9 protein-coding genes and 1 pseudogene are annotated in these 14,308 nt (G+C 68.8%); 7 read left to right on the forward strand and 3 right to left on the reverse strand.

Annotated features, from left to right (window positions below; genetic code table 11):
- Positions 1–7: 7 nt before the first annotated feature.
- A pseudogene (locus QNO12_RS17065) lies at positions 8–601 on the forward strand (phosphotransferase family protein); the annotation flags it as partial.
- Between the two features lie 245 nt (positions 602–846).
- Here QNO12_RS17065 and ctaD read toward each other — a convergent pair.
- Positions 847–2,607, reverse strand: coding sequence for an aa3-type cytochrome oxidase subunit I (ctaD, locus tag QNO12_RS13455; protein WP_257501646.1), 1,761 nt, complete (start codon positions 2,605–2,607; stop codon positions 847–849).
- Between the two features lie 295 nt (positions 2,608–2,902).
- Here ctaD and QNO12_RS13460 point away from each other — a divergent pair, with 295 nt between their 5' ends.
- Complete coding sequence (locus QNO12_RS13460) at positions 2,903–5,410, forward strand: phosphoketolase family protein (RefSeq protein ID WP_257501645.1); 2,508 nt, start codon at positions 2,903–2,905, stop codon at positions 5,408–5,410.
- A 21-nt stretch (positions 5,411–5,431) separates the two neighbouring features.
- Here QNO12_RS13460 and QNO12_RS13465 read toward each other — a convergent pair whose 3' ends face one another.
- Entirely contained in the window at positions 5,432–6,079 is a 648-nt protein-coding gene (locus QNO12_RS13465; RefSeq protein ID WP_257501644.1) for a hypothetical protein, read from the reverse strand.
- 76 nt (positions 6,080–6,155) lie between these two features.
- On the opposite strand from QNO12_RS13465, the gene QNO12_RS13470 reads away from it, so the two are divergent.
- Positions 6,156–7,916 carry an alkaline phosphatase family protein gene (locus tag QNO12_RS13470; protein ID WP_374761013.1) on the forward strand — a complete coding sequence of 587 codons (1,761 nt, stop codon included), beginning with the start codon at positions 6,156–6,158 and terminating at the stop codon, positions 7,914–7,916.
- 22 nt (positions 7,917–7,938) lie between these two features.
- Here QNO12_RS13470 and QNO12_RS13475 read toward each other — a convergent pair whose 3' ends face one another.
- On the reverse strand, positions 7,939–8,949 hold the full coding sequence (locus QNO12_RS13475) for a glycerophosphodiester phosphodiesterase family protein (protein ID WP_257501642.1): 1,011 nt from the start codon (positions 8,947–8,949) through the stop codon (positions 7,939–7,941).
- Between the two features lie 154 nt (positions 8,950–9,103).
- Here QNO12_RS13475 and QNO12_RS13480 point away from each other — a divergent pair, with 154 nt between their 5' ends.
- The 4 genes from QNO12_RS13480 to ligD all read left to right on the forward strand — a co-directional run bounded on the left by QNO12_RS13480 (position 9,104) and on the right by ligD (position 14,025).
- The gene (locus tag QNO12_RS13480; protein WP_257501684.1) at positions 9,104–10,021 is read left to right on the forward strand and encodes a Bax inhibitor-1/YccA family protein; all 918 of its coding nucleotides are present in this window, start codon (positions 9,104–9,106) and stop codon (positions 10,019–10,021) included.
- A gap of 159 nt (positions 10,022–10,180) precedes the next feature.
- Positions 10,181–12,298, forward strand: coding sequence for an alpha/beta hydrolase (locus tag QNO12_RS13485; RefSeq protein ID WP_257501641.1), 2,118 nt, complete (start codon positions 10,181–10,183; stop codon positions 12,296–12,298).
- 72 nt (positions 12,299–12,370) lie between these two features.
- Complete coding sequence (locus QNO12_RS13490; protein WP_257501640.1) at positions 12,371–12,703, forward strand: helix-turn-helix domain-containing protein; 333 nt, start codon at positions 12,371–12,373, stop codon at positions 12,701–12,703.
- 104 nt (positions 12,704–12,807) lie between these two features.
- Entirely contained in the window at positions 12,808–14,025 is a 1,218-nt protein-coding gene (gene ligD, locus QNO12_RS13495) for a non-homologous end-joining DNA ligase (RefSeq protein WP_306820591.1), read from the forward strand.
- Positions 14,026–14,308 lie beyond the last annotated feature (283 nt).

The raw sequence follows: 14,308 nt of genomic DNA on the forward strand, positions 1-14,308 counted from the left end.
TGGCAGGATGGCCGCGTGCGGCAGGGAGCGGCTGGCAGGATGGCCGCGTGCGGCAGGGAGCGGCTGGCAGGATGGCCGCGTGCGGCAGGGAGCGGCGGGCCACGTACGGCTGGTGCAGCGGGAGGGCAGGACCCTCGTCCAGAAGCGCCTGGCGGATGTGGAACGCCATGACACCGAAGTGCTCGCCCTGCGCGCCCTCGCCGGCACCGGCCTTCCGGTTCCCCAGGTCGTCGAGGTGCGGCCCGGTTCCATCCTGATGACGCACATGCCCGGGAATCGCCTGGACACGGGCGATGCGGACACGCGACGCGACCGCCTCCGGGCCTCGGCTGCGCTGATGCGTCGACTGCATGCGCTGCGGCCGCCCGCCGGACTGCCGCCCGCGCCGGACGACGAGCTGATCATCCGCCCGTATCGGGATGCCGGCGGCCCCCCGCTTCCGCTCGCCGTTGCGCCTGCGGCGGGCAGGGTGTTCTGCCACGGCGACTGGACGGACGGGAACCTGCTCGCCGTGAACGGCACCATCACAGCCATCGTCGACTGGGAGGCCGCTCACCTCGGAGACCCGATCCGCGAGCTCTCGCGCGCAGCCTGGGCGGCTGGGGCGGAAGGACGCGCGGTCCTTGGATGTCATGGTCGCGGCGTACGCCGCCCGACCTGCCGTCCGTGCGGGCTTGGACGCCGATCCACGCGGTCGAACTCTGGCTCGGGTTCGCCCAGGCGTGCCCTCCCGCCTACCTCGCGCAGCTCACGACCGAGCTGCGGGATTGGCCTTGCCCCTGACCGGACCGGTCCCGTCCTCCGGCCGGGCGTCCTGCGAGGAGGCGGCCGAGCTGTTCAGGAGCATCATTTCGTCTGGTCATCACCGGCGTCCACGACCGGCGTGGATGGGGCGTCCTTCGCGGGTCCGACGCCGACAGGTATTCCGGCTTCGGGGTGGTTGGCATCGAACGCGGGGCGCTCGCTGCGGATCCGCGGGATCGAGGTGAAGTTGTGCCGCGGCGGCGGGCACGAGGTCGCCCACTCCAGCGACGCGCCATACCCCCACGGGTCGTTCACGGTCACCTTGGGCGCCTTGCGCGCAGTGATCCACACGTTGAACAGGAACGGGATCATCGACGCACCCAGGATCATCGCCCCGACCGTGGAGAGCTGATTCAGCCAGGTGAAATTGTCCTGTTCCGAGTAGTCCGCGTAGCGGCGCGGCATGCCGTCCACGCCCAGCCAGTGCTGGATCAGGAAGGTCATGTGGAAGCCGATGAACAGCATCCAGAAGTGCACGTAGCCGATGCGTTCGTTCAGCATCTTGCCCGTGAACTTCGGCCACCAGAAGTAGAACCCGGCGAACATCGCGAACACCACGGTGCCGAACACGACGTAGTGGAAGTGCGCGACGACGAAGTAGGTGTCCGAGATGTGGAAATCCAGCGGCGGGGAGGCCAGGATCACACCGGTCAGACCACCGAAGACGAACGAGACCAGGAAGCCCAGCGAGAACAGCATCGGCGTTTCGAAGGTGACCGAGCCGCGCCACATCGTGCCGATCCAGTTGAAGATCTTCACCCCGGTGGGCACCGCGATCAGCATCGTCATCAGCGCGAAGAACGGCAGCAGGACGGCACCGGTGACGTACATGTGGTGCGCCCACACCGCGACGGACAGCGCCGCGATCGCGATGGTGGCGTAGACGAGGGTCTTGTATCCGAAGATCGGCTTGCGGCTGAAGACCGGGAAGATCTCCGAGACGATGCCGAAGAACGGCAGCGCGATGATGTACACCTCGGGGTGGCCGAAGAACCAGAACAGGTGCTGCCACAGCAGCACACCACCGTTCGCCGGGTCGTAGATGTGCGCTCCCAGGACCCGGTCGGCCGCGGCCGCCAGGATCGCCGCCGCCAGGACGGGGAAGGCGAGGAGGATCAGGATGCTGGTGACCAGCGTGTTCCAGGTGAAGATCGGCATCCGCCACATCGTCATCCCGGGCGCGCGCATCGTGATGATCGTGGTGATGAAGTTCACCGCACCCAGGATCGTGCCGAAACCGCTCATGCCCAGGCCGAGCATCCAGAGATTGCCGCCGACACCGGGGGTGAACGTGGCATTCGCGAGCGGTTGATATGCGGTCCAGCCGAAGGATGCCGCCCCCTGCGGGGTGAGGAACCCGGACACGGCGATGATCGAGCCGAACAGGAACAGCCAGAACGAGAACGCGTTCAGACGCGGGAACGCCACATCCGGCGCGCCGATCTGCAGCGGCATGATCGCATTGGCGAAGCCGAAGAAGAGCGGGGTCGCGAACATCAGCAGCATGATCGTGCCGTGCATCGTGAACAGCTGGTTGTACTGCTCCTTGGTCGGCACGATCTGCATGCCCGGCTCGAACAGCTCGGCGCGGATGATCAGCGCCATCACGCCGCCCAGCATGAAGAACAGCACCGACGCGATCAGGTACATGTACCCGATCGTCTTGTGGTCCGTGGAAGTGATCCACTTGACGACGATGTTGCCCTTCTGCTCAGTGCGCGTGGCCCTGAGCAGCGCGGCTTGCCGAGGCGGGAGCGTGGTCGGGCGTGCTCCCTTCACCGCTGTCCGGGTGGAATCCGCCATGATCGCTCCCTCCTCCGCGCCGCTACAGCCACCTCGGTTCGCAGCGGACTCGGATCCGGATGAACCCATGCACCTCGATGCGGCGTCGCGACTTTACGTGAAGGCCGCAGACCGCAGACAGGGGCTTGACAGCCGCCGGTCACGGACCACGACATCGGGCACCTCGGTGGGATCACCGCCGCGGACGACAGGCCACCCTTCACCCGATCCGCAGTAACGAAGCGGCGCAGCATCACCCCTCCCCCGCGGCGGACCACCCTGCCAGGATGATGCCAAGCGAGGAGATGAGGACGCGATGACGCAGACGCCGAGCACCGAGGATCAGGCAACCGAGGCATTTCCGCACCGGGAACCGGAGGGGCTCACCGAAGACGCTCTCGCGCAGATCGACGCGTGGTGGCGGACGGCGAACTACCTGTCTGTGGGGCAGATCTACCTGCTGGATAATCCGCTGCTGCGCGAACCGCTCGCGCCGGAGCACATCAAGCCCCGACTGCTCGGGCACTGGGGCACCACCCCCGGGCTCAACTTCCTCTACGCCCACCTGAACCGGGCGATCCGCAGCCGGGGGCTGAACACCATCTACATCACCGGTCCCGGACACGGCGGTCCCGGGATGGTGGCCAACGCATACCTCGACGGCACCTATTCCGAGCTGTACCCGCAGGTCGGGCGGAATGAATCGGGTGTGCGGGCGCTGTTCCGGCAGTTCTCGTTCCCGGGCGGGATCCCCAGCCACGCGGCCCCGGAGACGCCCGGGTCGATCCATGAGGGCGGCGAGCTCGGCTACGCGCTCTCGCACGCGTACGGTGCCGCCTTCGACAATCCCGACCTGCTGGTCGCCGCGGTCGTCGGGGACGGTGAGGCCGAGACCGGGCCGCTGGCCACCAGCTGGCACTCGAACAAGTTCCTGGACCCGCTCGGGGACGGCGTCGTGCTGCCGATCCTGCACCTCAACGGCTACAAGATCGCGAATCCGACGGTGCTCGCCCGCATCCCCGAGGACGAGCTGCTCGCCCTGATGCGCGGCTACGGTCACACGCCGCATCTGGTATCCGGCGGCTTCGACGGCGAAGACCCGGCGGCCGTCCACCGCCGGTTCGCCGAGACGCTCGACACCGTTCTGAACGAGATCGCGGCGATCAAGGCGGCGGCGGAGGCCGGGACGCTGCCGGGCCGACCGGCGTGGCCCATGATCATCCTGCGCACTCCGAAGGGGTGGACCTGCCCGCGCGAGATCGACGGCCTGCCGGCCGAGGACAGCTGGCGTTCGCACCAGGTTCCGCTCGCCAATGCACGCGACACCGCCGCGCACCTGAAGGTCCTGGAGGACTGGCTGCGCTCGTACCGGCCGGATGAGCTCTTCGACGATTCCGGAGCAGTGGTGCCCCTGGCCACGGCGCTGGCGCCGGAGGGGACGCTGCGGATGAGCGCGAATCCGGCCGCCAACGGCGGAGTGCTCAAGCGCGATCTCGTGCTGCCGGACTTCCGGGCCTTCGCCGTGGACGTGCCCGCTCCCGGGGGCACCGTGAATGAGGCCACGCGCGTGCTCGGACAGTGGCTCGCCGAGGTCATCCGCCGCAATCCGGACAACTTCCGCATCTTCGGCCCGGACGAGACGGCATCCAATCGCCTGGGCGCCGTGTACGCGGTGACGGACAAGCAGTGGAATGCGCAGCTGCTGCCGCAGGACGAGCACCTGGCCCGGAGCGGCAGGGTCATGGAGATGCTCAGCGAGCATCAGTGCCAGGGCTGGCTGGAGGGCTACCTACTGACCGGACGGCACGGACTGTTCAACACGTACGAGGCGTTCGTGCACATCGTCGACTCGATGCTCAACCAGCATGCCAAGTGGTTGAAGGTGAGCAAGGAGATCCCGTGGCGGCGTCCGATCGCCTCGTTGAACTATCTGCTGTCCTCGCACGTGTGGCGGCAGGACCACAACGGGCTCTCGCACCAGGACCCCGGGTTCATCGACCACGTCGTGAACAAGAAGCCGGACGTGGTGCGCGTCTACCTGCCCTTCGACGCCAACACGCTGCTGTCCACGTACGACCACTGCCTGCGCAGCACCGACTATGTGAACGTCGTCGTCGCCGGGAAGCAGCCCACCTTCAACTGGCTGAGCATGGACCAGGCGATCGCGCACATGACCCGGGGACTCGGGATCTTCGAGTGGGCGGGGACCGAGACCGCCGGCGCGGAGCCGGATGTCGTGCTCGCCTGCGCCGGCGACGTGCCCACACTCGAGACGCTGGCCGCGGCATCCCTGCTCCGGTCCGAGATTCCGGATCTGAAGGTGAGGGTCGTCAACGTCGTCGACCTGATGCGGCTGGTCAGTGAGGGCGAGCACCCGCACGGGCTGCCGGACCGGGAGTACGACGCGATCTTCACGACGGATCGGCCGGTGATCTTCGCCTACCACGGCTATCCATGGCTGATCCACCGACTCACCTACCGTCGCGCCGGCCACCCTCACCTGCACGTGCGCGGCTATAAGGAGGAGGGCACGACGACCACGCCCTTCGACATGGTGATGCTCAACGACATCGACCGCTATCGCCTGGTGATCGACGTTCTGGACCGCGTTCCGGGCCTGGCCGGGCGGTATGCGGGGCTGCGCCAGCGGATGCAGGACGCGCGGGTCGAGGCGCGCCTGTACACCCGTGAGCACGGTGAGGACATCCCTGCCGTCGCGGAGTGGACGTGGAGCGGCAGCGCGGAAGGGTTCGCGCGCGAGGCGAACACCGGGGTGGGACAGGTCAGCACCGACGCGGACACCGGTGGGGACAACGACCTCTGATGCTCCGCGCCGGCGGAGGCATCACCCTCGCTGGCTGGAGAGTTCCCGCCCCTCGTCCACGGAGTCCTCGACGCTGGGCTGGGACCGGCCCCGCACGAGGCGGTCGATGAGAGCGGCCAGCCACGCTCCGCCGATCCCCAAGACGATCACCGTGCCCTCGCTGACGAGGATGTACGCACCCGTCGTCGCGGATGCCTGCACCAGCAGGACGCTGACCAGCGGGGGGATCAGTGCCAGGAGCAGCACGAGAAACGCCAGGGGATGCCGCCCCCGGACGAGCAGCCATCCGCCCAGGGCGACCACCAGCGTGATCAGACCCTGATTGACGACGAAGGTCCAGAACGCGACGGGATGGTCGATGTTGCCGACTCCGCGCTCGATCCCGATGGTCGCCCACAGCAGCAGCACGACGCAGGCGAGGGTGACCGCACCCAGCCGTCGAGCGCCGGATGCCGGCATGAGTATGAATGCGGCCAGGTAGATGCCGATGATCAGGACGAACTCCGCGAAGTCCACGGCCGGCACGTCGGTGCCCAGGACCCCGGCGTAGTTCGCCGCCTGGATGAACGCGCTGAAGTCCGTGGCGATGTTCAGGAATCCGGCGAAGAGCACGCCGACGAGGGCCGCTCCGTACCGAGCGTTCCGATCGAATCGCACCTCGGGAACCATGGGACGACCCTACTGGGCCGACACACTCCGCCCGCACCGACGTGGATAGACTGACGGCCGGATTGCGCGCAGGGGGATGGTTGTGAACGCAAGCACGCAGGATCACGGACGCGCCGACCGACCGCGCGACTCGGCACGACGGGACTTCCTGCGGCGCGCCGGCATCGGCGCGGCCGGCATCGCGATCGGCGGGTCCGCCGGAGCCGCGATCACGGCGGCGGCGACCGCGCATCCCCCGGAGTTCGCCCCGCTGCCCACGCGCACGACGCCTGGCTTCGACCATGTCGTGGTCGTCATGTTCGAGAACCGCAGTTTCGACAACATGCTCGGATGGCTGTACACCGCCGATGAGAAGTCCTCGGACGAATTCGACGGGCTGGCCCAGGGGAGCTACTCGAATATCGGGCCCGACGGCGAAGCGGTTCCGGCATATGTCTACGAGGGCTCTACCGACACGGTCATGCAGTCCCCTCAGCCCGACCCCGGCGAGACCTATCCGCACGTGAACACGCAGCTGTTCGGGGTCGTCGACCCGCAGACCAACGAGGACATCCGCACTCACGGCCTGATGCCACCGTTCAACACGCCGCCGGTGGCGGCCACTGCCGACATGTCCGGCTTCGTCCAGGATTTCGCGATCAACTTCTCGCGCGACAAGGGCCGGGCGCCCACGGCTGAGGAGCACCGCGTGGCGATGGGATCGTTCAGCCCCGCCATGATGCCGGTGCTGTCCACCCTCGCCCGCGAGTTCGCCGTCTACGACGCCTGGCATGCGGCCGTGCCGTCGCAGACGTTCTGCAACCGTCTGTTCTTCCACGCGTCCACGTCCAACGGCTATGTCACCAATCAGGGTGGCGACGGCTACTACAAGTGGATCAACGGTCCGGCGGCTCCGACGATCTTCAACCGGCTCGAGGATGCTGGCATCCCCTGGCGCATCTACTACGACGGCTCGCAGCTGGTCTCGCTCACCGGGCTGCTGCACTCGCCCGTGCTGCAGCCCTACTGGAAGACCAATTTCCGCGAGATGGGCCAGTTCGCCGAGGATGCGAAGAACGGCGACCTGCCCGCGTACAGCTTCATCGAGCCGCGCATGGTGTTCAACCACAACGACATGCACCCGCCGTGGGGCGCGAAGGTGCACGAAGACACCGTCGATGTCGACGGCCAGAAGGTCCCCGTCTACAACAGCGCCCTCTCCGACGTGCGCGCGGGCGACCGGCTCGTGCAGGACGTCTACGACGCGATCCGCACGAGCGCGTCGGCGCAGGGCTCGAACGCGATGAACACCGCTCTCGTGATCACCTTCGACGAGCACGGCGGCACCTACGACCATGTGCCCCCGCCTGCCGCCACCCCGCCGGACCGGTCGGGGCCGGGCGAGATGGGGTTCACATTCGACCGATTGGGCGTGCGGGTACCGGCGATCGTGGTGAGCGCGTACACCGCGGCGAACACCGTGATCCACGACGAGATGCACCACGGCTCGGTCATCAACACGCTCTGCCGCCAGCACGGCCTGGCACCGCTGACGCTGCGGGATCAGAGCGCGAACCCGATCTTCAACTCCGTCAACCTCACCGAGCCGCGCCAGCCCTACACGTGGCCGCAGCCGCAGGCGCTGTACGCGGGGCGCAATCCCGAGGAGGACGACGCGGCCGCCGCGGCGAAGAAGCACAAGGACCGGCCGCTCACCTCCCCCGCCCAGGGGCTGACCGGACTGCTGCTGGCCCGCTTCAATCCCGGCAGCAAGGCTCCCGCGACGTATGCCGAGGCGTATGACGCGGTGGTCCGGTTCGGCAAGGGCCTGTTCGGCACCTACGACCACCCGAAGTGACCGACCGGCGGGTCGGTACGGCTCAGCGCCGGAAGAACTCCACACCGAGGTCGGCGTGATCGACGAACACGCCGTCGACGCCGGCATCCCGCAGCACCGCCCACTCCCCCTCGTAATCTCCGAATGCCGCCGGACCACCGCGCCCCCGATAGTGCGCCGCCAGGAACGCATTCTCCGGCCGGCATGTCCAGGTGAAGACTCGCAGGCCGCGCGTGTGCGCGTCGGCGACGAGAGAGGAGGGCCCAGTCGCGCGCCCGAGCTTGCCGGATGCGAGGATCATCCGTTTGTCCACGCTGATCCCGTCCATCTCGCCGGCCAGGCCGTCCAGACCGGTCGGTCGCGCGGTCTGCTTGTAGGTGGGTGCGGCCTTGCCCAGAACGGCGACGAGATCGAAGGGACGCCCCGTGGCCTCGAGCAGATAGATGTACGAGGCCCGGATGCCGCGTTCCCTCACCTGGCGCAGCACCGTGGATTCGAAGGCCTCGATGGTGAGCGGCAGCTCGCCCTGGGCCCAGCCCGCGTCGGCGAGTTCCGCCTCGACCAGCGCGGCGACGCTCCAGCCCAAAGCGTCGAAGTAGGTCGCGTGCTTGATCTCCAGGACCACGCCGATCTCGCGCCGGTGCTCCAGCGACGCGGCGCGCACCAGATCCAGAACGTCGCGCAGTCGAAGAAGCGGCTGCTGGTCATCGAAGGCCGCGCTGGCGGGCCGCAGCTGTGGCAGCCTCTCCCGGCAGCGCAGCGTCGCAATCTCGTCCCACGTGAAGTCCTCGGTGAACCATCCGGTCACCTCGACGCCGTCCACCGCCTTGGTCGTGCGCCGGTCGGCGAACTCAGGCCGGTCGGCGACGTCGGTGGTGCCGGAGATCTCGTTCTCGTGCCGCACGACCAGGACGCCGTCCTTGGAGACGACCACGTCCGGCTCCACCGCATCCACGCCCATCGCCAGCGCAAGATCGTACGACGCTCGGGAATGCTCCGGCCGGTAGCCGGGCGCTCCGCGATGGCCGATGACGAGTGGATGGGTCCGAGGCACCGATTCAGGCTACCCGCGGGCTCCGAGCGCGGGCGCGGGGAGCACTGCTCATAGTCCTCTCACAGCGCAGCACCGGCGTCCTGGTGCGGTCATCCGATAACGTAGTGGTACAGCACCGTGCTGAGACAACCTCGTGACTTGGAGTGTGAGAGCAGTGGCCCTCAACAACCCCGCGTTCAACAATCCGGCCTTCCAGGATTCCAAGGCTGTGAACAGCTACCCGGGCGGCGCGCAGGCCGCGACCCTGGGCGGGCAGACGCAGTTCGCCACCGCGCAGCGCGCCGGCACCGATGCCGCCGCGCAGGCGCACCTGGAGGGCATGTACGCCGCCCCGCCAGCCGGCGCCATCGAGACGGACCGGATGACCGTCGAGGACACCGTGATGAAGACCCTGGGTCTCTTCGGGATCCTCGTCGTCACAGCCGTCGTCGGCTGGGTCTGGACCATGGCCGGAGTGACCGCCGCCAACCCGAGCCCCTCCATCGCACCGTGGCTGATCGGCGCGCTGGGCGGTTTCGTGCTGTCGATGGTGGTCATCTTCACCTCGCGGAAGAAGATCCGTCCGGGACTGATCATGGCTTACGCAGCCCTGGAAGGACTGTTCGTCGGCGGCATCTCCGCGTTCTTCGAGTTCATCTTTCCGGGCATCGTCCTGCAGGCGACCATCGCTACCCTCGCCGTCGTCGGCGTGACGCTGGCCCTCTTCGCGAGCGGCAAGATCCGCGCGTCGAAGAAGGCAACCAAGATCTTCCTCATCGCGATGGTCGGCTACCTCGTGTTCTCGCTGGTCAACCTGGGCCTCATGTTCTTCGGCGCCACCGACAGCGCGTTCGGCCTGCGCAGCGAGCCGAGCTTCCTCTTCGGCATCCCGTGGGGCGTCCTCATCGGTGTCTTCGTCGTCATCATGGCCGCGTACTCTCTCGTGCTCGACTTCGACTCGATCCAGCAGGGTGTCCGCAACGGCGCTCCGCGCAAGTTCGGATGGCTCGGCGGCTTCGGCATCATGGTGACGGTCGTCTGGCTGTACGTCGAGATCCTGCGCATCATCGCGATCCTCCGCGGCTCGAATTAGACACGAGCCGGGTCATGCGCGCAGCGCGTTGACACGGCTGCGTGTCTAGATCGAGTAGCGCGACGAGGGCCGTCCGGAAGGGCGGCCCTCGTTCGTTGCGCGCCACGCCGCACCGGCGCTTCGCTCTCGGCTGCCTGAGATCGCCGCTATCGTGACCATATGATCGCGCCGCGCGCGCTCGCCGCCCCGTCGACGTCCGACGCGCCCGCCCCTCCGGCAGCGGATGCGTCCGCCTCGCGTGCCCACAGACGCCGGCATCCACTCGCCCTTCTCGGCGCAGCGCTCGTTGCCGGCAGCGTCCTTCTCACCGGCGGACTGCCGACGCCGGCCGCAGCGAGCGATCCGCCCCTCCGTCCGTCGAGTCTGATCGCCGATGAGCTGGAGGAGACCGGATGCCCGGTCGACGTTCCGGTGCAGGACCAACGTCGCGTCACGTGCGGCGTGCTGACCGTGCCGGAGAGCCGCGCACCGGGGAGCGACCCGGCCAAGACCGTGCAGCTGCCGGTCGCCGTGATCGCCAGCAGATCCGATGATCCGGAGGAGGACCCCCTCGTCTTCCCCACCACGGGCGGGCCCGGAGCGGGCAGCCTCGACTCGCTGTCGTATTTCCTCGATCACGCGGACTGGGCGTCGCAGAACCGGGACATCATCGTCATCGAGCAGCGCGGCGACGCGCTGGCCGAACCCACCCTGGACTGTCCCGAGCTGGACACCTCCCACTTCGTGAGGGACGGCGTCGTGCTGAGCGGCGAGAAAGAGGCCACGGTCCGCCTGGCACAGCTGCAGAAGTGCCATGACCGTCTGATCGAGGAGGGACGAAATCTCGCGGCGTACACCAGCGCGGAAAGCGCTGCCGACCTGACCGACCTGCGCAGCGCCCTCGGATACGACGAGTGGAACCTGTACGGCCTGTCCTACGGCACGCGGATCGCGCTGACCGTGATGCGCGACCGGCCACAGGGCCTGCGTGCGGTGATCCTGGACGGAGTCGTCCCGCCGCAGGTGCGCGAGTACGAGCAGATGCCCGCCGGCTTCCGCACCGCCCTCGACACGCTCGCCGCCGACTGCGCGGCCGACGCGGACTGCGCCAGGCTGTATCCCGATCTCGAGGCGTCGCTGGCCACCGTGCTGGACCGCGCCGAGAAGTCACCCCTCACCGTGACCGTCAAGAGCCCCGAGGACCGGTCGCCGGCACGCCTTACCGTAGACGACACGGATCTCGTCAGGGACGTGTTCGACGCGTTCCAGAACGTGGAGGTCGTGCGCATCCTCCCGTTCCTCATCGACCGGCTGGCACACGGCGACACCGACGCGGCGGCCCCGCTCGCCCAGCGGAGCATCGACGCGCGCGGCCGGATCACCGAGGGCCTGCAGCTGTCGATCGACTGCGCCGAGGAAGCGCCGTTCAACGACGACGCGGCGATCCTGGCAGCACGCGAAGCGGACCCGATCCTGTCGCACTTCGCCCCGTTCGACGGCTTCCGCGAGGACTGCGCAGTGTGGGCGGTCCCGGCCGCGTCCGCGATCGAGACGGACCCGGTCGTCAGCGGCATTCCCACCCTCCTGACCAACGGGGCGTACGACCCGCACACCCCGCGCGCGTGGAGCGAAGCGGCAGCGAGCACCCTTTCCGCGCACTATCTCTACGAGTTCCCCGGCATGGGCCACGGCGCCGTGTGGGCGAACCGGGTCGATGACTGCGCCGCGACGATCGCGGGGCGGTTCCTGGACGATCCGACCGTCGAACCGGACTCCACCTGCATCGCGGACATGACCGCTCCGGACTTCCTCACCGCCACCGACATCCACGCCACATCGGCCCTCTACCGCTTGGAATCGGACGTCATCCATGACCGCGACCCGATCACGATCGGCGTCGGGGTCGCATCGGTGCTCGTCTTGGCCGCGACGCTGATCTACGCCGCGGTGTACGGGCTGCTCTGGCTGCGCCGCCGGCGCGGCGACGCCCCCGGCGGGACGGTGCTGGCGGCCGCGGCATCCGCCGGCCTGAATCTCCTCTACGTCGCCGGGCTCGCGCTCGTGATGGCGAACACCGAGCCGATCCTCCTCGCGTTCGGGCTGCCGGCCGGGGCCTGGCCGCTGCTGCTGCTGCCGTTCACGGCGATCTGCGCCGCGGTGCTGCTGATCGTGCTGCTCGTGCTGGCGTGGATGCGCCGCGAGGGAAGCCTGTTCCACCGCGTCGTCCTGTCGATCTCGGCTGCGGCGTCCGTGGTCTTCGCCCTGTGGCTCACGGCCCGCGGTCTGCTGCTGCTCTGACCCGGCCGCGGGTGGTTCTGCTCAGAGCGGAACCGCTCGGTCACGGCATCCACGAGGTCCTATCGTGAGCCCATGGCCGAGATCATCCGGATGCCGACGAAGCGCCTCCCGCGCGAGCCCGAGCCGCTGTGGCGCGACGCGCTCGGCGAGCAGCTGCGACGGATCCGTCACGACCGGGGCGAGCGGCTCGCGGACACCGCCGAGCGCGCGGGTGTCTCGCCGCAGTACCTGTCCGAGATGGAGCGCGGGCTCAAGGAGCCCTCGAGCGAGATGATCGCCGCCGTCGCCGGAGCCCTCGAAGTCACCCTGGTGGAGCTCACTGCCGCGGTCGTCGACGAACTCCGCGACCGCGCGCCCGGCCACGCGGCTGCCGGCGTGCGCACCGCGCTGGTGCTGGTGGCCTGACCCGCAGCGGGTTCGGTGCGAACAGGTCTGCCCCCGTCAAGGCCTGGCCGCGGCATCCACCCGTCGCTAGCGTGGGCCTGGTGAGCCCCGCGCGCAAAGAGCAGATGATCGACGTCGACGGCCGGGAGGTGCGCATCTCCAGCCCCGACAAGGTGGTGTTCCCGCAGCCAGGGCTGACCAAGCTCGATGTCGTGCAGTACTACCTGTCGGTGGCGCCGGGAGCGCTGCGCGGCGCCGGCGGCCGTCCGATGGTGCTGAAGCGGTTCGTCAAAGGCATCGACCAGGAGGCGTTCTTCCAGAAGCGCGTGCCGGAGAACCACCCGGACTTCATCGACACCGCCACCCTGCACTACGCCAGGGGAACGTCGGCGGAGGAGGCGGTGATCCGGGATGCCGCGGGCCTGGCCTGGGTGGTCAACCTCGGCTGCCTGGATCTGAACCCGCACCCGGTCCGCGCCGAGGACCTGGACCATCCCGACGAGCTGCGCGTCGACCTGGATCCGATGCCCGGCGTGGACTGGTCGCAGATCGTCGATGTCGCCATGGTCGCGCGCGAGGTCCTGGACGACTGCGGGCTCGTCGGATGGCCGAAGACGTCCGGCTCGCGCGGGCTGCACATCCTGGTGCGGATCGCACCGGAGTGGGATTTCCGTGACGTGCGGCTGGCGGCCGAGACCCTGGCCCGCGAGGTCGAGAACCGCGCGCCGGGACTTGCGACGGCGCGGTGGTGGAAGGAGGAGCGGGGCGAGAGCGTGTTCGTGGACTTCAACCAGAACGCGAAGGATCGCACCGTCGCGTCCGCGTACTCGATCCGGCCGCTGCCGGACGCACGCGTATCCACGCCGCTGGACTGGGACGAGGTGCGCGTCCGCCGGCCCGAGGAGTTCACCGCCCTGACCGTGCCCGAGCGCTTCGCGCAGATCGGCGACCCGCACGCCGGGATCGACGCTGCAGCGGGTTCGCTGGACCGGCTGCTGGCCCTGGCCGAGGAGCTCGGCCCGGCCGAGAAGCCGCCGCGCGGTGCCGACGGCTCGGGTCGGCGCGCGTCGACGATGCCGCTGATCGAGGTCGCGCGCACCAAGACCAAACCGGAGGCGCTCGCAGCGCTCGATCAGTGGAGTGCGCGGCATCCGGATGTCGTGGACCGACTGCACCCGGCCGACACCCTGGTGGACGGCATGCGCGGGTCCAGTTCGCTGTGGTACCGCGTGCGGATCAACCTGCAGCATGTCCCCGAGGCCGAGCGGCCGGCGCAGGAGCCGCTGATCGCCGACTACGACCCATGGGCGGGCAAGGAGTGGCCGGTGCCCCGCGAGGACTGATGCTCGAGGTGGCCGTGCGCGACTGCGCGCGCCGCAGTAGCGCATAACTCCTTCAGTTCGCGGCGGCGCTTCCCGCTGACCCCGCGGAACGAGCGCCGAAGTCGCGGTGGCGGGCGCGGAATTGCAGGAGTTGCGCGCCCGCGCCCGAAGACTCGGCCGTCGAACCGCTCCCCCGTGCCCCCCGCTCCCCTGTCACAACACGCCGGGCGAACGCGCCGTTTGCGACAGGCGAGCCCTCACCCCGCGCCGTGCGCCGAGGGACCGCGCAGGTTGCGACAGGCGG

The sequence above is a fragment of the Microbacterium sp. zg-B185 genome, assembly GCF_030246885.1.
Lineage (GTDB): Bacteria > Actinomycetota > Actinomycetes > Actinomycetales > Microbacteriaceae > Microbacterium.